Genomic DNA, 18,757 nt, shown 5'->3' on the forward strand with positions numbered 1-18,757 from the left:
GGCGGTTTCCCTTTTTCATCGCAGTTACAGTCCGACGGCCATGACCTATACCAGCTCAACCGTTCGCGTGCCCGAAGTGGCGGCCGTGCCGCGCCACATCGCGATCATCATGGACGGCAATGGCCGTTGGGCAACCCAGCGGCGCCTGCCGCGCGTCGCGGGCCACACGCGCGGCGTCGATGCCGTGCGTTCGGTCGTCGAAGCGTGCGTGGAGCGCGGCGTCGAATACGTCACGCTCTTCGCCTTCAGTTCCGAGAACTGGCGTCGCCCGACCGACGAAGTGTCGTTCCTCATGCGCCTTTTCGTCACCGCGCTCGAGCGCGAAGTGGCGCGCCTGCACGCGAACGGCATTCGCCTGCGCGTGGTCGGCGACCTGTCGATGTTCAATGAGCGCATCCAGGACCTGATTCGCCGCGCGGAAACCAAGACTGCGCGCAACACCCGTCTCACGCTCACGATCGCCGCGAACTACGGCGGCCGCTGGGACATCCTCCAGGCCACGCGCAAGCTGGTCGAGGAGGCCGCGGCCACAGGGCAGCCGGTGCCCGTCACCGAGGACACGCTGTCCCAGCATCTGGCGATGGCCTATGCGCCGGAGCCGGACCTCTTCATCCGCACGGGCGGCGAGCAGCGGGTGAGCAACTTCCTGCTCTGGCAACTCGCCTACGCCGAGTTCTATTTCACCGACACGTTCTGGCCGGATTTCGACGCCGAAGCGCTCAGCCGCGCCATTGCGTCGTATGCCGAGCGCGAGCGCCGCTTCGGCCGCACGAGCGCGCAGGTCGTCGCCCAGAACGCCGATTCGCTTTCATGCTGAAGACCCGCGTCATTACGGCGCTCGTCCTGCTGGCAGTCTTGCTGCCGATTACGCTGTTCGCGCCCGTGGCGGCGTTCGGCGCGCTGATCGGCGTCGTGGTCGTATTCGCTGCGTGGGAGTGGGCGCGCCTCCTGAAGGCGGGCGCGGCCGGCTCGATCGTCTACGCCGTGATCGCCGCGGCCGCCGTGGCGTTCAGCACGCGCCTGCCCGTGCCCCGGCCGCTCTTTCAGGCGGCGGGTGTGTTCTGGATCATCGCCGGCCCTTACGTGCTGCTGCGCAAGCCCGTGCTCGCCGCGGGCGCCTGGCGCGCCTTCCTGCTGGCCGCCGGACTCGTGGTTTTCGCGGCCTGCTGGCACGCCCTCGTGGCCGCGCGCACGGCCGGCGTGGCGTTCGTTTTGTCCCTCTTGCTCGTGGTCTGGCTGGCCGATATCGGCGCATACTTTGCAGGTAAGGCATTCGGAAAGCATAAGCTTGCGCCTGCGATCAGCCCCGGCAAGACCTGGGAAGGCGCCGTGGGCGGCTGGGCCGCCGTGATGGTGGTGTCGGGCGCCGCGATCGCGCTGCACGCGTTCGAACCCACGCTGTATTCCGCGCTCGCCGCCCAGATCGGGCTCGGCCGTGCGCTTTTCGTACTTACCGTGCTGGTCGCGTTCAGCGTGATCGGCGATCTGTTCGAGTCGATGATGAAGCGCCAGGCCGGCGTGAAGGATTCGAGCGGCCTCCTGCCGGGCCACGGCGGGGTCCTCGACCGCATCGACGCACTGCTGCCCGTGCTGCCGCTCGCCATGCTGCTGCTCGGCTAAAGGCGCCTCGCCAGGACGCCCGGTTAGAGATTTGAATATGCAAAAACGACTCACACTGCTCGGTTCCACGGGCTCCATCGGAGACAGCACGCTCGACGTCGTCGCGCGTCATCCGCAACGCTTCTCGGTCTATGCGCTCACCGCGCATCGCAACGGCGAGAAGCTCGTCGAACAATGCCTGCGCTTCGCGCCCGAAGTGGCCGTGGTCGGCGACGCCGACACCGCCGCCCAGGTCGAGCGCAAGCTGCGCGCGGCCGGCTCGAAAACCGTCGTGACCTACGGGCCGCAGGCGCTCGTCGAAGTCTCGAAGAGCGATGGCTGCGACACGGTGGTCGCAGCCATCGTCGGCGCGGCGGGTCTCGCGCCCACGCTCGCAGCGGCGAAGGCCGGCAAGCAGATCCTGCTCGCCAACAAGGAAGCGCTCGTGATGTCGGGCGACATCTTCATCAACGCCGTGTGCGACAGCGGCGCCGTGCTGCTGCCGCTCGACAGCGAGCACAACGCCGTATTCCAGTGCTTTCCGCGCGAAAACGCCGAGCGCGACGGCGTCACGAAGATCATCCTGACCGCCTCGGGCGGCCCGTTCCGCACCCGCGAGCCTGCGACGCTCGTGAACGTGACGCCCGACGAGGCTTGCAAGCACCCGAACTGGTCGATGGGCCGCAAGATCTCCGTCGATTCGGCCACGATGATGAACAAGGGCCTCGAAGTGATCGAGGCGCACTACCTGTTCGACCTGCCGGGCGAGCGCATCGACGTGCTGATTCACCCGCAGAGCGTGATCCATTCGATGGTTTCGTACGCCGACGGATCGGTGCTCGCGCAACTAGGCAACCCCGACATGCGCACGCCGATCGCGCACGCGCTGGCGTACCCGGACCGTGTCGATTCCGGCGTCGCGCAGCTCGATCTCGCGCAAATTGCGACGCTGACGTTCGAAAAGCCCGACTACGCGCGCTTTCCGTGTCTCGCACTCGCGATGCAGGCATTGGCCGCCGGCGGCGTGGCGAGCGCGGCGCTCAACGCGGCGAACGAAGTTGCAGTGGAAGCATTTTTGAACCGGCGCATCGGCTTCATGGCCATCGCCCAGACGGTGGATGCCGTACTGAACGCGCTCGAGAACCGCAACGCGTCGAGTCTCGAAGTCGTGCTCGAAGCCGACGCGGCCGCCCGCCGCGCGGCTCACACCATCATCGACAGCCTGCCGGTGCCGGCCTGACAGGTCAGCGAGGGGCTTGCGGAAGGGCCCTGGCGGCCCCTCAGGCACGCGAGCCTGACCTCGGGGCCGCTCCCGCACCGGTGCGCTGCTTCCAGCCAAGGAGGCGCTCATGAACCTGCTTACCGAACTGGTCGCATTCGTCGTGGCGATCGGCGTGCTGGTCGTCGTGCACGAATACGGGCACTACAGCGTCGCGCGTCTGTGCGGCGTGAAGGTCCTGCGTTTCTCGATCGGCTTTGGCCGGCCGCTCGTCCAGTGGGTCAGCAAAAAGAGCGGCACCGAGTGGACCATCGCGGCGCTGCCGCTCGGCGGCTACGTGAAGATGCTCGACGAGCGCGAGTCGCCGGACCCGATTCCCGCGAGCGATTTGCCGCACGCGTTCAACCGCCAGTCGGTCGGCAAGCGCATTGCAATCGTCGCGGCCGGGCCGATCGCCAATTTCGTGCTGGCCGTCGCGCTCTTTTCAGCGGTCTACGCGAGCGGCGTGACCGAGCAGAAGGCCATCGTCGCAGCGCCGCCCGCGCAATCGGCGGCGGCGCGGGCCGGCTTCCAGGGCGGCGAAACGATTCTTTCCGTGAGCGATGCAAACGGCAGCCGCACCGAGCCCGTGCGTTCGTGGTCGGACCTGCGTTGGAAACTGCTCGCAACTGCGTTCGACCAGGGCCATGTCGTCCTTGCCGCGCGTGACGGCGAGGGCACCTACGATTTCCCGCTCGATCTCTCGCAACTGACCAGCAAGGATCTCGACGACGACTTCATGGCGAAGCTCGGCTTCGAGGCGGGCGGCAACACGCTCAGGGTGGCGGCCGTAGAGGCGGGTAGTGCGGCGCAACATGCCGGGCTGCAAGCGGGGGATCAACTGCGCGCCGTCGACGGCCGGCCCGTGGACAGCGCAAGCACTTTCATCGCATACGTGAAAGCGCGTGCCGGCAAGCCCGTGCGGCTCACGGTCGCGCGTGGCGATGCTGCCCAGCACGCGCAGCAGACGCTCACGCTCACCGTTACGCCCGCATTGCAGCGCGACGCGCAGACAGGTGAGGAAGTGGGCCGAATCGGTGCGGCGCTCTCCGCGCAGACGCCTTCCGTGGAGGTGCGCTACGGGCCGCTCGAGAGCGTGCGGCTCGGTGCGTATCGCACGTGGGACATCGCCGTGTATTCGCTGCGGATGTTCGGCCGCATGATCACGGGCGAAGCATCGCTGAAGAATCTGTCGGGCCCGGTGACGATCGCCGACTATGCCGGCAAGAGCGCGAGACTCGGTCCTTCGGCGTTCCTGTCGTTCCTCGCCCTGGTCAGCATCAGCCTCGGCGTATTGAATCTGCTCCCAATTCCGGTATTGGATGGGGGGCATCTGTTATATTATGCGGTTGAAGCCGTAACGGGCAAAGCCGTCTCGGACCGCTGGCAGCTCGTGCTGCAGCGCGCGGGACTTGCCTGCATCGTCGCACTGTCGGCGATCGCGTTGTTCAATGATCTGGCTCGGTTAATCCATTTCTAAAGATGTCTGGCGGCGTCCGTGGGCGGGCCGCCTGACCTGATGCAGCTATACATAATTGGGGAAGCACGTTGTTTAGACCTCATCGCTTGGTTCCAAAAACGGTTGCGGCCGCGGCGATCGCCGCACATGGACTCGTTGCCCACGCAGCAACGACGCCTTTCGTGGTTCAGGACATCCGCATCGAAGGGTTGCAACGCGTCGAGCCGGGCACGGTGTTCGCCTACCTGCCGATCAAGCAGGGCGACACGTTCACCGACGACAAGGCGTCCGAGGCCATCCGCGCACTGTATGCGACGGGCTTCTTCAACGACGTGAAGATTGCCGCCGAAGGCGGCGTCGTGGTGGTGCAGGTGCAGGAGCGCCCGGCCATCGGCACGATCGACTTCGCGGGCATCAAGGAATTCGACAAGGACAACCTCACGAAGGCGCTGCGCGCGGTCGGTCTCTCGCAAGGCCGCTACTACGACAAGGCGCTCGTCGACAAGGCCGAGCAGGAGCTCAAGCGCCAGTACCTCACGCGCGGCTTCTACGCCGCCGAGGTCACGACCACGGTCACGCCGATCGACCGCAATCGCGTCGGCCTGCTGTTCTCGGTGGTCGAAGGTCCGAGCGCCAAGATCCGCCAGATCAACTTTATCGGCAACAAGACGTACAGCAGCGGCACGCTCCTCTCGGAGATGCAGCTGTCCACGCCGAACTGGTTCTCGTGGTACACGAAGAACGACCTCTACTCGAAGGAAAAGCTCACGGGCGACCTCGAGAACGTGCGCTCGTACTACCTGAACCACGGCTACCTCGAGTTCAACATCGACTCGACGCAGGTCTCGATCTCGCCCGACAAGAAGGACATGTACCTCACCATCGGTATTCACGAAGGCGAGCCGTACAAGGTGTCGGGCATCCAGCTGTCGGGTAACCTGCTCGACCGCGAGGCCGAGCTCAAAAAGCTCATCAAGATCAAGCCGGGCGATACCTTCTCGGCCGAGAAGCTGCAGGCCACGACCAAAGCCATCGTCGACAAGCTCGGCGAGTACGGTTACGCGTTCGCAACCGTCAACGCGCTGCCGCAGATCGATCAGGCGAATCACACGGTCAACCTCACGCTGCAGGTCGATCCGAGCCGCCGCGTGTACGTGCGCCGCATCAACGTGGTGGGCAACACGCGCACGCGCGACGAAGTCGTGCGCCGCGAAATGCGCCAGCTCGAAAGCTCGTGGTTCGATTCGAACCGCCTCGCGCTCTCGAAGGACCGTATCAACCGTCTGGGCTATTTCACCGACGTCGACGTGACCACGGTGCCCGTAGAAGGCACGGCCGACCAGGTGGACGTGAACGTGAAGGTCGCCGAAAAGCCGACCGGCGCGATCACGCTGGGTGCGGGCTTCTCGTCCACGGACAAGGTGGTGCTGTCGGCGGGCGTGTCGCAGGACAACGTGTTTGGTTCGGGTACCTCGCTCTCGCTGAACGTGAACACCGCGAAGACATACCGCACGCTGGCCCTCACGCAGGTGGACCCGTACTTCACGGTGGACGGCATCAAGCGCATTACCGACGTCTACTACCGCACGTACCAGCCGCTGTACTACTCGACCGACTCGAGCTTCCGCATCATCACGATGGGCGGCGACCTGAAGTTCGGCATTCCGTTCTCGGAAGTCGACACGGTGTACTTCGGCGCGGGCTTCGAGCAGGACACGCTCGACATCGACTCGAACACGCCGCAGAGCTATATCGACTACGTGAACCAGTTCGGCCGGGTGTCGAACAACGTGCCGCTCACGGTGGGCTGGTCGCGCGACGCGCGTGACAGCGCGCTCGTGCCGAGCAAGGGCTACTTCACGCAGGCGAATGCCGAGTACGGCACGCCGGTCGGCGGTACGCAGTACTACAAGGCCGATATTCAGGCGCAGTACTACTACTCGTTCGCGCGCGGCTTCGTGCTGGGCATGAACTTCCAGGGCGGCTACGGTAACGGCCTCGGCGGCAAGCCCTATCCGATCTTCAAGAACTACTACGCCGGCGGTATCGGGTCGGTGCGCGGCTACGAGCCGAGCTCGCTGGGTCCGCGCGACAAGACGACGAACGACCCGATCGGCGGTTCGAAGATGCTGGTCGGCAACATCGAGCTGACCTTCCCGCTGCCGGGCACGGGCTACGACCGCACGCTGCGCGTCTTCACGTTCGTCGATGGTGGTAACGTCTGGGGCACGGAAGGCAACAGCATCGGCGCGAACGGCCTGCGTTACAGCTACGGCTTCGGTCTCGCGTGGATTTCGCCGATCGGCCCGCTCAAGCTGAGCATGGGCTTCCCGGTTACCAAGCACACCGGCGACCAGTACCAGAAGTTCCAGTTCCAGATCGGGACGGCATTCTGACGTATGTTTTGCCCGGCGTTGGTTGCGCGCGCAGCGCACGGCGCCGGAATCCAGGAAACGAGAGGATGACTTTGCTAACGGGTATGTTTTCCAGACGGACGATCGGGGCGATTACCGTGTCGCTGGCGCTCCTCGGTTTTGGCATGGGCGTGGCGCAGGCGCAGGAAGCAAGGATCGCGGCGGTGAACTCAGATCGCATCCTGCGCGAATCCGCTCCCGCGAAGGCCGCGCAGACCAAGCTCGAAGCCGAGTTCGCCAAGCGCGACAAGGATCTGCAGGACATGGCGCAGCGCCTGAAGTCGATGTCCGATTCGCTCGACAAGAACGGCCCGTCGATGTCGCCGGCCGATCGCGCGCAGAAGCAGCGCGACCTTTCCGCGCTCGACAGCGACTTTCAGCGCAAGCAGCGCGAATTCCGCGAAGACCTGAACCAGCGCCGCAATGAGGAACTGGCGGCGGTGCTCGACCGGGCAAACAAGGTGATCAAGCAGATCGCCGAGCAGCAGCATTACGACCTGATCGTCCAGGAAGCGGTGTACGTGAGCCCGCGCATCGACATCACCGACCAGGTGCTGAAGGCGCTCGCAGCGAACAGCGCCGGCGGCAGCAGCAACTAAGGCAACGCATTTAAAAGTAACGCATTTAAAGGCAACGCATTTAAAGGCAACTAAGGCAGGAGCAGCACGCGCATGGCATTTACGCTTGAGGAGATCGTCGGGCGGTTCGGCGGCGAGGTGGTGGGCGATGCGACGCAGCGCGTCGCATCGCTGGCGCCGCTCGACCAGGCTGGTCCGCAACAGCTCGCGTTCCTCGCCAATCCGAAGTACCTCGCGCAGGTCGAGACGACCCGCGCGGGCGCGGTGCTGATCAGCCCCGGCGACCTCGAGAAGCTCGCGTCGCGCGAGGGGCGCAACTTCATCGTCACACCGAATCCGTATGCTTACTTCGCGCGTGTCGCGCAGGCGTATATCGACCTCGCTGCGCCGAAGGCGCAGCCGGGCATCCACGCCAGCGCTCACGTCGACGCAAAGGCGCAGGTTGCCGCGAGCGCGGTGATCGGCCCGAACGTCACGGTCGAAGCGGGCGCGGTGATCGGGGAAAACGTACGGCTCGACGCGAACGTCTTCATCGGCCGCGGCACCCAGGTGGGCGAGGGCTCGCACCTGTATCCGGGCGTGAGCGTCTATCACGGCTGCAAGCTCGGCGTGCGCAATATCGTGCATGCGGGCGCCGTGATCGGCTCCGACGGCTTTGGCTTTGCCCCCGATTTCACGGGCGAGGGCGATGCGCGCACCGGTAGCTGGGTCAAGATTCCGCAGGTGGGCGGCGTGGTTACCGGGCCTGACGTCGAGATCGGCGCGAACACCACGATCGACCGCGGCGCGATGGCCGATACGATCATCGAAGCATGCGTGAAGATCGATAACCTCGTGCAGATCGGCCACAACTGCAAGATCGGGGCGTACACGGTCATCGCGGGCTGCGCAGGCATTGCGGGCAGCACGACGATCGGGCGCCACTGCATGATCGGCGGCGCAGTGGGTATCGCGGGGCACGTCACGCTGGGCGACTACGTGATCGTCACGGCAAAGTCGGGTGTCTCGAAGTCGTTGCCGAAGGCCGGCATCTACACGAGCGCTTTCCCGGCGGTCGATCACGCCGACTGGAACAAGAGCGCCGCGCTGTTGCGTAACATCGACAAGCTGCGCGACCGTATCAAGGCGCTGGAGGCGGCGGTTGCCCAGAAGCCGCAGGGCGAATAAGAAAGCCGTATCGAGGGAGCGGGCGGCGTGTCGCGGGAGCGGCGCGCCGCTTTGCGTCGCGGACGAGTAAAGCGCCTCGTCGGGAGCTGCCCGCCCGGGGCTACCCGCCCGGGGCAATACGCATGCACGGGAGCCCGGGCGTGGCGCATACTTCGCGTCAGCGCGAGCGTTTGGTCCGGCGCCTCGAATATCGAAATCGAAAGTCACACGCAATTCCTGCGTGAGCAGAACCACCATGAACATCGAAAAACTCAACTTCGACATCCACAAGATTCTCACGCTGCTGCCGCACCGCTATCCGTTCCTGATGGTGGACCGGGTCATCGAGCTGGAGCCGCACAAGAGCATCAAGGCGTTGAAGAACGTGACGGTCAACGAGCCCTTTTTCACGGGGCACTTCCCGCAGCGTCCGGTCATGCCCGGCGTGATGATTCTCGAGGCGCTGGCGCAAACCGCCGCGCTGCTCACGTTCTCGGAAGAAGAGCAGGACTTCGAGAATACGCTGTACTACTTCGTGGGCATCGACGGCGCGCGCTTCAAGCGCGTGGTCGAGCCGGGCGACCAGCTCATCCTCAACGTGACGTTCGAGCGCTACATGCGCGGCATCTGGAAGTTCAAGGCGGTGGCCGAAGTGGAAGGCTCCGTGGCCTGCGAGGCGGAACTCATGTGCACCGTCAAGAAAATGGACGCGGCGCAATAAGAAGCGCCGCCGCATGCCGCAGCGCGCCTTGACGTCGAGGCGCCGGCGCGCGGCAACAGAATCGGAGAGCGAGGACGAATGAGCAGGATCCATCCCACTGCGGTCGTCGAGTCGGGCGCGCAAATCGACGAATCGGTCGAAATCGGGCCGTTCGCGGTCATCGGCGCGAACGTCAGCATCGGTGCGCGCACGAAGGTCGGTTCGCATAGCGTGCTGGAAGGCCACACGACGATTGGCGAAGACAACACGATCGGCCACTACGCGTCGATCGGCGGCCGTCCGCAGGACATGAAGTACAAGGGCGAGCCCACGAAGCTCGTGATCGGCAGCCGCAACACCATCCGCGAATTCACGACGCTGCACACGGGCACGGTGCAGGACACCGGCGTCACGATCATCGGCGACGACTGCTGGATCATGGCCTATGTGCACGTGGGCCACGACTGCCGTCTGGGCAGCAACGTCATCATGTCGAGCAACGCGCAGCTCGCGGGCCACGTGTTCGTCGACGACCACGCGATTGTCGGCGGCATGACCGGCGTGCACCAGTTCGTGCGCATTGGCGCGCATTCGATGGTCGGGGGAGCCTCGGCGCTCGTGCAGGACGTGCCGCCGTTCGTGATCGCCGCCGGCAACAAGGCGGTGCCGCACGGCATCAACGTCGAAGGCCTGCGCCGTCGCGGCTTTTCGCCTGACGCGATTTCCGCGCTGCGCTCGGCGTATCGCACGCTCTACAAGAACGGGCTCTCGCTCGAAGAGGCGAAGGTGCAGCTCGCCGACCTCGCGCAGGCGGGCGGCGACGGCGACGTGTACGTGAAGGCGCTGCTCGACTTCGTCGAGCAGTCGCAACGCGGCATCATTCGCTGATCGATGGCGCTGCAAACGCGTCCGCTGCGCCTCGCAATGGTTGCCGGCGAGCCGTCCGGCGACCTGCTTGCGGCATCGTTGCTTGCGGGTCTCGAGGCCCGCTTGCCCGACACTACGCAGTACTACGGAATCGGCGGCCCGCGCATGACGGCCGCCGGCTTCGACGCGCACTGGCCGATGGAAAAGCTCTCGGTCCGCGGCTACGTCGAGGCGCTGCGGCACATTCCCGAGATTCTGCGCATTCGCAGCGAGCTCAAGCATCAACTGCTGGCCGAGCCGCCTGACGCCTTCATCGGCGTGGATGCGCCAGACTTCAACTTCGGCCTCGAGCACGCGCTGCGCGACGCTGGCATTCCGACCATTCACTTCGTCTGCCCGTCGATCTGGGCGTGGCGCGGCGGTCGTATCAAGAAGATCCAGAAGGCCGTGGATCACATGCTGTGCGTGTTCCCGTTCGAAACGGCGCTCCTCGAGAAGGCCGGGGTGGCGGCATCGTACGTGGGCCATCCGCTCGCCGACGAGATCCCGCTCGAACCGGACATGCCCGGCGCGCGCCGCACGCTGGGCATGCCCGAAAGCGGGCCGGTGATCGCGGTGCTGCCGGGCAGCCGCCGCTCGGAAATCAACCTGATCGGCCCGACTTTCTTCGACGCGATGCAGATCATGCAGCGGCGCGAGCCGGTGCTGCGTTTCGTGATGCCGGCGGCGACGCCGGCCATCCACGCGCAGTTGCAGGAACTTGCGAACGCGCATCAGGGTCTCGCGCTCACGCTCATCGACGGCCAGTCGCAACTCGCCATGACGGCCGCCGACGCGATCCTCGTGAAGAGCGGTACGGTCACGCTCGAAGCGGCGCTGCTCAAAAAGCCGATGGTCATCTCCTACAAGGTGCCCTGGCTCACGGGGCAGATCATGCGCCGCCAGGGCTATCTGCCTTACGTGGGCCTGCCGAACATTCTCGCGGGCCGCTTCGTCGTGCCGGAAATCCTGCAGCACTTCGCGACGCCGCAGGCGCTTGCCGACGCGACGCTCACGCAGTTGCAGGACGAGGCAAACCGGCGCACGCTGACCGAGGTGTTCACGCAGATGCATCTGACCCTGCGTCAGAACACCGCGGAGCGCGCGGCCGAGGTGGTCGCGGGCATCGTCGAAGGCCGAAAGGGGCGGGCATGAGCGAGGGTACGATCAAGCGCGCGGCGAGGCGCACGGCTGCGCCGGCGGTCAAAAAGCCGCCGTCGCAGGCGGCGCTCAAGCTCGCCGCGCGCCGCAAGGCGGCGCGGCAGGCCGGGTTGCTGTTCGAGTCGCCAGACGACGTGATCTGCGGCGTAGACGAGGCCGGCCGCGGGCCGCTCGCCGGGCCGGTAGTGGCGGCGGCCGTGATTCTCGATCCGGCCCGGCCGATTCGCGGGCTCAACGATTCGAAGGTACTGACGGCGCAGGTGCGCGAGGCGCTCTACGAGCGCATCGTCGAACGCTCGCTCGCGTGGTGCGTCGCGTCGGCGAGTGTCGAGGAAATCGACAGGCTCAACATCCTGCACGCGACGATGCTGGCGATGCGGCGTGCGGTCGAAGGCTTGAGCATCGTGCCGACGCTCGCGAAGATCGACGGCAATCGCTGTCCCGTGATGCCGGTGCGCAGCGAGGCGGTGATCGGCGGCGACGCGCTCGTGCCGAGCATATCGGCGGCGTCGATCATCGCCAAGGTCACGCGTGACCGCATGCTGGTCGATCTGCATCAATGCCATCCGCATTACGGCTTCGACGCCCACTCGGGCTACGGTACGCCGCAGCACCTCGAAGCGTTGCGCGTGCATGGTCCGTGCGAGCATCACCGGCGCTCGTTTGCGCCCGTGCGCGACGCCTATGCGCTGCATGGCATTGTCCTGCCCGGTGTTGCGACGGTAATCAGCGACGCCGCCGGCCTCGAAGAAGACGACGCCTTCGCGCCGCTCCCATGAGCCGCCGCTGACGGCGCCTCGATCGAGCCGGCGCCGTTTTGCGTAGTGCCGGCGCCGGCGTTTTTCTCTCTCCCGATCCTCATTTGACACGCCAGGGCCGCCCGTGAAAGCCATTACCTCGCGCGACAATCCGCTCTACAAACGCCTGAAGGCGCTCGCCGGCTCGACGCATCAACAGCGGCGCAGCCATCAGGCCTTGCTCGAAGGCTTCCACCTCGCGAGTGCGTGGCTCGATGGCGGCACGCAACCCGAATTTTGCGTGGTGACCGAAGGCGCGCTCACGCATGAAGAAGCGCAGGCGATCGTCGCCCGCGTGGACGAGCGCCGCGTGATCACGCTGCCCGATGCGCTCTTCGGGCAGCTCTCGAACGTCGTGCACGGCGTGGGGTTGCTGCTGCTCGTCGATATGCCCGAAGCGCAGTTGCCCGGGCGCGTTGCATCGACCTGCCTTGTGCTCGACGGATTGCAGGACGCCGGCAACGTCGGCTCGATTTTGCGCAGCGCGGCGGCGGCCGGCATCGACAAGGTGTTCTGCACGCCGGGCACGGCCTATGTGTGGTCGTCGAAGGTACTGCGCTCGGCAATGGGCGCGCATTTCCTCTTGCAGGTGTTCGAGAACGTGGAGGCGCAAACGCTCGTCGGGATGCTCGGCGTGCCGGTCGTCATCACCGACTCGCACGGTGCGCAGGCGATCGACGAGGCCGATCTCACCGGCCAGGTCGCGTGGGTATTCGGCAACGAAGGAGCGGGGGTCTCGCAGGTCTGGCGCGACGCGGCCGCGCTGCGCGTGACAATTCCGCAGCCGGGCGGCATGGAGTCGCTCAACGTCGCGGCGGCGGCGGCGGTGTGCGTGTTCGAGCAATGCCGGCAGCAGCGGCACGCGCGTTGACGCTCGCCGGCAGCCCGCAATAAACAGCCCGCGTCGTGACGCGGGCTTTTTAGCTTCAGGCAGACCGTTTCAATACGACGGCTTGTCGATGCGGATTTCCTGCAGGATCGTGGTGGCGATTTCCTCGATCGACTTGTGCGTCGACGAGAGCCACTTGATGCCTTCGCGGCGCATCATCGCCTCGGCTTCGTTCACTTCGTAGCGGCAGTTTTCCAGGGCGGCGTATTTGCTGCCCGGACGCCGCTCGTTGCGGATCTCGGTGAGACGCTGCGGATCGATCGAGAGCCCGAAGATCTTCGAGCGGTGCGACAGCAACGCATTCGGCAGCTTGGCGCGCTCGAAGTCGTCGGGAATCAGCGGGTAGTTTGCGGCCTTCACGCCGTACTGCATCGCGAGATACAGGCTCGTAGGCGTCTTGCCGCTGCGCGACACGCCCACGAGGATCACGTCGGCGTCGGCGAGATTGCGGTCGGACTGGCCGTCGTCGTGCGCGAGCGAGAAGTTGATCGCCTCGATGCGGTTCTTGTATTCGTCGGTGTCGGCGTTCTGGTGGCCGCGGCCCATGGCGTGGCTCGACTTGAGCTCCAGCTCCTGCTCGAGCGGCTCCACGAAGGTTTGGAACATGTCCATCACGAGCGCATTCGCGCGCTTGACGATCTCGTTGGAGTTGCTGTCCACGAGCGTCGTGAACACGATCGGGCGGCGGCCTTCCTGCACGGCGGCCTCGTTGATCTTCTCGGCGGTCGAGTAGGCCTTTTCGGCCGAATCGACGAAGGGCACGCGCACGAGGCGGAATTTCTGGTCGAACTGCGACAGGATCGAATGCGCGAAAGTTTCGGCAGTGATCCCGGTACCGTCGGAGACGATGAATACGGTAGGCGGCATCGGTTGAGGCTGGGTACGTGAGCTGCAGGGCCGCTCGGGACAGGCTTGGGCGCCCGGAAAGCCCCGTCCGGCGGGACCGAGGGGCAATTCTCGCCGACTGGCACAATTTCCAGAGTCGGCACGGTAGAATAGCGGCAACCTGTTGGATAAGCAATTGCAGTGCAACCGCGCCAAACAGCCGCCTATCGCGGCGCATTCTGGTGTCAATTTGCAGCGATTTCGCCTAATTCCATGTAATCGCGCGCATCTTCGTGCTTTTCCATTGAACGGAAATTCGCTCGGCGCCTGAGCGATTGCTTCTCCAACAGGTTGCGCAAGACGCGAATCCGCTTCCAATGGGCGGACCGCGTTCGAGCCCACTTGCGCAATCGTGAATTTTTTTCACACTTAGGGGCTTGTATGACTAACACCGTTGCCAAGGATCAGGCTTATGTAGTGCCTTTCGAGCAGTTGCGGATGACCGATGTCGAGATCGTGGGCGGCAAGAACGCCTCGCTCGGCGAAATGATCAGCCAGCTGGCTGAAGCAGGCGTGCGTGTGCCCACGGGCTTCGCTACGACCGCGCTCGCCTTCCGCGATTTCCTGAAACATAACAACCTGACCGAACGGATCGCCGCTCGTCTGGCGACGCTCGACGTCGACGACGTGAAGGCGCTGGCCGAAGCCGGCAAGGAGATCCGTCAATGGATCGTCGACGCGCCGCTGCAGCCGAAGCTCGAAGCGGACATCCGCGCCGGTTTCGAGACGTTGCAGAACGGTTCGCCGTCTGAGCTGTCGTTCGCCGTGCGTTCGTCGGCAACGGCGGAAGACCTGCCCGACGCATCGTTTGCCGGCCAGCAGGAAAGCTACCTCAACGTGGTCGGCATCGAAGACGTGCTCGATCGCCTCAAGCATGTGTTCGCGTCGCTCTATAACGACCGCGCCATTTCCTATCGCGTCCACAAGGGCTTCACCCACGCGGAAGTCGCGCTGTCGGCCGGCGTGCAGCGCATGGTCCGTTCGGACCGCGGCGCCGCAGGCGTGATGTTCACGCTGGACACGGAATCGGGCTTCAAGGACGCCGTCTTCATCACGTCGAGCTACGGCCTCGGTGAAACGGTCGTGCAGGGCGCGGTGAATCCGGACGAGTTCTACGTTTTCAAGACCACGCTTGCGCAAGGCAAGGCGCCGATCATCCGCCGCTCGATCGGCTCGAAGCTCATCAAGATGGAATTCACGCAGCCGGGGGAACCTGGCCGCGTGAAGACGGTCGACGTTTCGCACGAGCAGCGCAACCGCTTCTCGATCACCGACGAAGACGTGATCGAGCTGGCCAGGTACGCCGTCATCATCGAGAAGCACTACCAGCGTCCGATGGACATCGAGTGGGGCAAGGACGGCCTCGACGGCAAGATCTTCATTCTCCAGGCTCGCCCGGAAACGGTGAAGAGCCAGGCAGCGGGCAAGGTCGAGCAGCGCTTCAAGCTCAAGGGCCAGTCGCAGGTGCTCGCAACGGGCCGCGCAATCGGCCAGAAGATCGGCGCGGGCCGCGTGAAGGTGATTCACGATCCGTCCGAAATGGAACGCGTGCAGCCGGGCGACGTGCTGGTCGCCGACATGACCGACCCGAACTGGGAGCCGGTGATGAAGCGCGCTTCGGCCATCGTCACGAACCGTGGCGGCCGTACCTGCCACGCGGCGATCATCGCGCGTGAGCTGGGCGTGCCGGCTGTGGTGGGCTGCGGCGACGCCACCGACATGCTGAAGGACGGTGCGCTCGTGACGGTTTCGTGCGCGGAAGGCGACGAAGGCCGCATCTACGACGGTCTGCTCGAAACCGAAGTCAGCGAAGTCCAGCGTGGCGATCTGCCAGCCATTCCGGTCAAGATCATGATGAACGTCGGCAATCCGCAACTCGCGTTCGACTTCTCGCAACTGCCGAATGCAGGTGTTGGCCTCGCGCGTCTCGAGTTCATCATCAACAACAACATCGGCGTGCACCCGAAGGCGATCCTCGAGTACCCGAACGTCGACGCCGACCTGAAGAAGGCCGTGGAAAGCGTTGCACGCGGCCACGCATCGCCGCGCGCGTTCTACGTCGACAAGCTCACGGAAGGCATCGCCACGATCGCGGCGGCGTTCTATCCGAAGCCCGTGATCGTGCGTCTGTCCGACTTCAAGTCGAACGAGTACAAGAAGCTGATCGGCGGTTCGCGCTACGAGCCGGATGAAGAAAACCCGATGCTGGGTTTCCGTGGCGCGTCGCGCTACATCGCCGAAGACTTCGCGCAGGCGTTCGAAATGGAGTGCCTCGCGCTCAAGCGCGTGCGTGAAGAGATGGGTCTCGCGAACGTCGAGATCATGGTGCCGTTCGTGCGCACGCTCAAGCAAGCCGAGCGCGTGGTGGGCCTGCTCGAGAAGTTTGGCCTCAAGCGCGGCGTGAACGACCTCAAGCTGATCATGATGTGCGAAGTGCCCTCGAACGCGATTCTCGCCGAAGAGTTCCTGCAGTACTTCGACGGCTTTTCGATCGGCTCGAACGACCTCACGCAGCTCACGCTCGGCCTCGACCGGGACTCGGGCATGGAACTGCTGGCTGTCGACTTCGACGAACGCGATCCGGCCGTCAAGTTCATGCTCAAGCGCGCGATCGAAACCTGCCGCCGTCTGAACAAGTACGTCGGCATCTGCGGTCAAGGCCCGTCCGACCATCCGGACTTCGCCCAGTGGCTCGCGGAAGAAGGTATCGCTTCGATCTCGCTGAACCCGGATTCGGTTGTGGAAACCTGGCAGCAGCTGGCGAAGTCTCAGTCGAAGTAAGCGCGGTGCCGGGGTGCGAATCCTCGGCACATGCGGAGCTTGATGCAGGTTCCCGTGCGTCGTTGCACGCTGCGGAAAAAAGTGTCAGCTTCGTGCTATAACACCCCGGTCTATCCGGGGTGTTTTACTTTGGGAGGTCGTCGTGGGTCCGCATGGTTTGTTCTGGTGGATTGCCGCTGGCGTGCTCATCGTCGCCGAGCTGATGACCGGCACCTTTTACTTATTGATGATCGCGCTCGGTTTTCTCGCCGGCGCGCTCAGCTACGAGTTTGGCGCGCCGCTCGACGTGCAACTGATCGTCGCGGCGGCGGTCGGGCTCGCGGCGGTGGTCACGCTGCGGCGCTCGCGCTTTGGCCGCCGCCGGCGCATGGCCGACGCCTCGGCCGACCCGGGCGTGAACCTCGACATTGGCGCGACACTTGCCGTCGCCGCCTGGCGCGACGGCCGCGCGCGCACGATGTATCGCGGCGCCGAATGGGACGTCGAACTCGCGCCTGGCGAGCCCGAAGATGCGCCGCTCTATGAAATCAAGGCGGTGCGCGGCAGTTGCCTCGTCGTTGCGGCGAAGCGCGAGCGCCGCGAAGCCAATACGCACGGCGCCGCTCGCGACGGCGCGCGCCACGCGTGACTGGCCGGATTCAAAACCACACCAACACACCACACGGAAGCGAACGGAGGTCCCGTATGCAAGTCCCAGTCGTCGGCCTGATTCTGCTCGTGATCGTCGTCGTGCTGATCGCGCAGACCATCAAGATCGTGCCGCAACAGCATGCCTGGGTGCTCGAGCGGCTTGGGCGCTATCACGCCACGCTCACGCCGGGGTTGACGATCGTGCTGCCGTTCGTGGATCGCGTGGCCTACAAGCACGTCCTCAAGGAGATTCCGCTCGACGTGCCCAGCCAGGTCTGCATCACGCGCGACAACACGCAGCTACAGGTGGATGGCGTGCTGTACTTCCAGGTGACCGATCCGATGAAGGCGTCGTACGGCTCGAGCAATTTCGTCTTCGCGATTACGCAGCTCTCGCAGACCACGCTGCGCTCGGTGATCGGCAAGCTCGAACTCGACAAGACCTTCGAGGAACGCGACTTCATCAACCATAGCGTCGTGTCGGCGCTCGACGAAGCCGCATCGAACTGGGGCGTGAAGGTGCTGCGCTACGAAATCAAGGATCTCACGCCGCCGAAGGAAATCCTCCACGCCATGCAGGCGCAGATCACCGCCGAGCGGGAAAAGCGCGCGCTCATCGCGGCCTCGGAAGGCCGCAAGCAGGAACAGATCAACCTGGCAGCCGGGGCGCGCGAGGCGGCGATCCAGAAGTCGGAAGGCGAGCGTCAGGCGGCGATCAACCAGGCGCAGGGTCAGGCGGCCGCCATTCTCGCGGTGGCCGAGGCGAACGCGCAGGCCATCCAGAAGATCGGCAACTCGATCCAGGCGGAGGGCGGCATGGATGCCGTCAACCTCAAGGTGGCCGAGCAGTACGTGAGCGCCTTCGCCAATCTTGCGAAGCAGGGCAATACGCTGATCGTGCCCGGCAACATGGGCGACCTGAGCACGATGATCGCTTCGGCGTTGACGATCGTGAACCGCGCAGGCTTGCGTGAGGGGCAGATCAGCGGGACTGGCGCGACGAAGGGCGCATGAGCGCCGGGACCGCCGAAAATGACAACGGGCCGCGTGAGCGGCCCGTTCTCCATCTGAACGATCGCGGAAGAATCAGGTCGGTGAGCGCATCAGGCGCGCCTTTTCGCGTTCCCAGTCACGCTTTTTCTCGGTTTCGCGCTTGTCGTGCAGTTTCTTGCCCTTGGCGAGGCCGATCTCGCACTTCACGCGGCCGCCCTTGTAGTGAAAGTTCAGCGGCACGAGCGTGAAGCCGCGCTGCTCCACCTTGCCGATCAGCTTGTCGATTTCCTCGCGATGGAGCAGCAGCTTGCGGATGCGCGTGGGGTCAGGCTGGATGTGCGTCGAGGCTTCGGGCAGCGGGCTGATGTGCGTGCCGATCAGGTAGAGTTCGCCGTCCTTGATGACGACATAGCTTTCCTTGATGTTGGCTCGCCCGGCGCGCATGGCCTTGACTTCCCATCCTTCCAGCACGAGCCCGGCCTCGTGGCGCTCTTCGATGAAGTAATCGAAGAACGCTTTTCTGTTGTCGATGATGCTCATAGGAAAATGGGATCGGCCCAA

Annotated in this window: 17 protein-coding genes; 15 read left to right on the plus strand and 2 right to left on the minus strand. The window is 64.8% G+C overall.

Annotated elements, in window-relative coordinates; translation table 11 throughout:
• The first annotated feature begins 40 nt into the window (after positions 1–40).
• The 12 genes from C7411_RS07515 to C7411_RS07570 all read left to right on the plus strand — a co-directional run bounded on the left by C7411_RS07515 (position 41) and on the right by C7411_RS07570 (position 12,889).
• Positions 41–817 (plus strand): isoprenyl transferase, encoded by a 777-nt coding sequence (locus C7411_RS07515; RefSeq protein ID WP_110384056.1) that lies wholly within the window; start codon positions 41–43, stop codon positions 815–817.
• Entirely contained in the window at positions 811–1,620 is an 810-nt protein-coding gene (locus C7411_RS07520; protein ID WP_110384057.1) for a phosphatidate cytidylyltransferase, read from the plus strand. The genes C7411_RS07515 and C7411_RS07520 overlap by 7 nt, the downstream gene beginning before the upstream one ends.
• Before the next feature lie 37 nt (positions 1,621–1,657).
• Entirely contained in the window at positions 1,658–2,839 is a 1,182-nt protein-coding gene (locus tag C7411_RS07525) for a 1-deoxy-D-xylulose-5-phosphate reductoisomerase (RefSeq protein WP_110384058.1), read from the plus strand.
• A gap of 109 nt (positions 2,840–2,948) precedes the next feature.
• Positions 2,949–4,337 carry an RIP metalloprotease RseP gene (gene rseP / locus C7411_RS07530; protein WP_110384059.1) on the plus strand — a complete coding sequence of 463 codons (1,389 nt, stop codon included), beginning with the start codon at positions 2,949–2,951 and terminating at the stop codon, positions 4,335–4,337.
• Positions 4,338–4,405: 68 nt separating this feature from the next.
• Positions 4,406–6,712 carry an outer membrane protein assembly factor BamA gene (gene bamA, locus C7411_RS07535; protein WP_110384060.1) on the plus strand — a complete coding sequence of 769 codons (2,307 nt, stop codon included), beginning with the start codon at positions 4,406–4,408 and terminating at the stop codon, positions 6,710–6,712.
• Positions 6,713–6,783: 71 nt separating this feature from the next.
• Positions 6,784–7,329: an OmpH/Skp family outer membrane protein gene (locus C7411_RS07540; RefSeq protein WP_181431325.1), complete on the plus strand. Its 546-nt coding sequence runs from the start codon at positions 6,784–6,786 to the stop codon at positions 7,327–7,329.
• 72 nt (positions 7,330–7,401) lie between these two features.
• Positions 7,402–8,475, plus strand: coding sequence for a UDP-3-O-(3-hydroxymyristoyl)glucosamine N-acyltransferase (gene lpxD / locus C7411_RS07545; protein WP_110384062.1), 1,074 nt, complete (start codon positions 7,402–7,404; stop codon positions 8,473–8,475).
• A gap of 235 nt (positions 8,476–8,710) precedes the next feature.
• Positions 8,711–9,175: a 3-hydroxyacyl-ACP dehydratase FabZ gene (gene fabZ, locus C7411_RS07550; RefSeq protein ID WP_028204052.1), complete on the plus strand. Its 465-nt coding sequence runs from the start codon at positions 8,711–8,713 to the stop codon at positions 9,173–9,175.
• Positions 9,176–9,253: 78 nt separating this feature from the next.
• Entirely contained in the window at positions 9,254–10,042 is a 789-nt protein-coding gene (lpxA, locus tag C7411_RS07555) for an acyl-ACP--UDP-N-acetylglucosamine O-acyltransferase (protein WP_110384063.1), read from the plus strand.
• A gap of 3 nt (positions 10,043–10,045) precedes the next feature.
• Positions 10,046–11,215, plus strand: a complete 1,170-nt coding sequence (gene lpxB / locus C7411_RS07560; protein ID WP_110384064.1) for a lipid-A-disaccharide synthase — start codon at positions 10,046–10,048, stop codon at positions 11,213–11,215.
• Positions 11,212–12,000 carry a ribonuclease HII gene (gene rnhB, locus C7411_RS07565; RefSeq protein WP_110384065.1) on the plus strand — a complete coding sequence of 263 codons (789 nt, stop codon included), beginning with the start codon at positions 11,212–11,214 and terminating at the stop codon, positions 11,998–12,000. Before lpxB ends, rnhB begins: the two co-directional genes overlap by 4 nt.
• 103 nt (positions 12,001–12,103) lie before the next feature.
• Positions 12,104–12,889: a TrmH family RNA methyltransferase gene (locus C7411_RS07570; RefSeq protein WP_110384066.1), complete on the plus strand. Its 786-nt coding sequence runs from the start codon at positions 12,104–12,106 to the stop codon at positions 12,887–12,889.
• Positions 12,890–12,958: 69 nt separating this feature from the next.
• On the opposite strand, the gene ppsR is transcribed toward C7411_RS07570, so the two are convergent.
• Positions 12,959–13,774 (minus strand): posphoenolpyruvate synthetase regulatory kinase/phosphorylase PpsR, encoded by an 816-nt coding sequence (ppsR, locus tag C7411_RS07575; protein WP_110384067.1) that lies wholly within the window; start codon positions 13,772–13,774, stop codon positions 12,959–12,961.
• Between the two features lie 399 nt (positions 13,775–14,173).
• Between ppsR and ppsA the strand changes: the two genes are divergently transcribed.
• The 3 genes from ppsA to C7411_RS07590 all read left to right on the plus strand — a co-directional run bounded on the left by ppsA (position 14,174) and on the right by C7411_RS07590 (position 18,217).
• On the plus strand, positions 14,174–16,573 hold the full coding sequence (gene ppsA / locus C7411_RS07580; protein ID WP_110384068.1) for a phosphoenolpyruvate synthase: 2,400 nt from the start codon (positions 14,174–14,176) through the stop codon (positions 16,571–16,573).
• A gap of 142 nt (positions 16,574–16,715) precedes the next feature.
• The gene (locus C7411_RS07585; RefSeq protein ID WP_110384069.1) at positions 16,716–17,201 is read left to right on the plus strand and encodes an NfeD family protein; all 486 of its coding nucleotides are present in this window, start codon (positions 16,716–16,718) and stop codon (positions 17,199–17,201) included.
• A 56-nt stretch (positions 17,202–17,257) separates the two neighbouring features.
• Positions 17,258–18,217 (plus strand): SPFH domain-containing protein, encoded by a 960-nt coding sequence (locus C7411_RS07590; RefSeq protein ID WP_110384070.1) that lies wholly within the window; start codon positions 17,258–17,260, stop codon positions 18,215–18,217.
• Positions 18,218–18,289: 72 nt separating this feature from the next.
• Here the strand turns inward: C7411_RS07590 and smpB are convergent, their stop codons facing one another.
• Positions 18,290–18,736 (minus strand): SsrA-binding protein SmpB, encoded by a 447-nt coding sequence (gene smpB, locus C7411_RS07595; RefSeq protein WP_042265787.1) that lies wholly within the window; start codon positions 18,734–18,736, stop codon positions 18,290–18,292.
• Positions 18,737–18,757 lie beyond the last annotated feature (21 nt).

Origin of the sequence: Paraburkholderia silvatlantica, from assembly GCF_003096715.1 — a bacterium.
Lineage (GTDB): Bacteria > Pseudomonadota > Gammaproteobacteria > Burkholderiales > Burkholderiaceae > Paraburkholderia > Paraburkholderia silvatlantica.

Excerpts from the sequence above, each read along its gene's own strand:
- C7411_RS07515 (WP_110384056.1), top strand. The coding sequence starts at position 41 with ATGACCTATACCAGCTCAACCGTTCGCGTGCCCGAAGTGGCGGCCGTG.
- C7411_RS07520 (WP_110384057.1), top strand. The coding sequence starts at position 811 with ATGCTGAAGACCCGCGTCATTACGGCGCTCGTCCTGCTGGCAGTCTTG.
- C7411_RS07525 (WP_110384058.1), top strand. The coding sequence starts at position 1,658 with ATGCAAAAACGACTCACACTGCTCGGTTCCACGGGCTCCATCGGAGAC.
- rseP (WP_110384059.1), top strand. The coding sequence starts at position 2,949 with ATGAACCTGCTTACCGAACTGGTCGCATTCGTCGTGGCGATCGGCGTG.
- lpxD (WP_110384062.1), top strand. The coding sequence starts at position 7,402 with ATGGCATTTACGCTTGAGGAGATCGTCGGGCGGTTCGGCGGCGAGGTG.
- fabZ (WP_028204052.1), top strand. The coding sequence starts at position 8,711 with ATGAACATCGAAAAACTCAACTTCGACATCCACAAGATTCTCACGCTG.
- lpxA (WP_110384063.1), top strand. The coding sequence starts at position 9,254 with ATGAGCAGGATCCATCCCACTGCGGTCGTCGAGTCGGGCGCGCAAATC.
- lpxB (WP_110384064.1), top strand. The coding sequence starts at position 10,046 with ATGGCGCTGCAAACGCGTCCGCTGCGCCTCGCAATGGTTGCCGGCGAG.
- rnhB (WP_110384065.1), top strand. The coding sequence starts at position 11,212 with ATGAGCGAGGGTACGATCAAGCGCGCGGCGAGGCGCACGGCTGCGCCG.
- ppsR (WP_110384067.1), bottom strand. The coding sequence starts at position 13,774 with ATGCCGCCTACCGTATTCATCGTCTCCGACGGTACCGGGATCACTGCC.
- ppsA (WP_110384068.1), top strand. The coding sequence starts at position 14,174 with ATGACTAACACCGTTGCCAAGGATCAGGCTTATGTAGTGCCTTTCGAG.
- C7411_RS07590 (WP_110384070.1), top strand. The coding sequence starts at position 17,258 with ATGCAAGTCCCAGTCGTCGGCCTGATTCTGCTCGTGATCGTCGTCGTG.
- smpB (WP_042265787.1), bottom strand. The coding sequence starts at position 18,736 with ATGAGCATCATCGACAACAGAAAAGCGTTCTTCGATTACTTCATCGAA.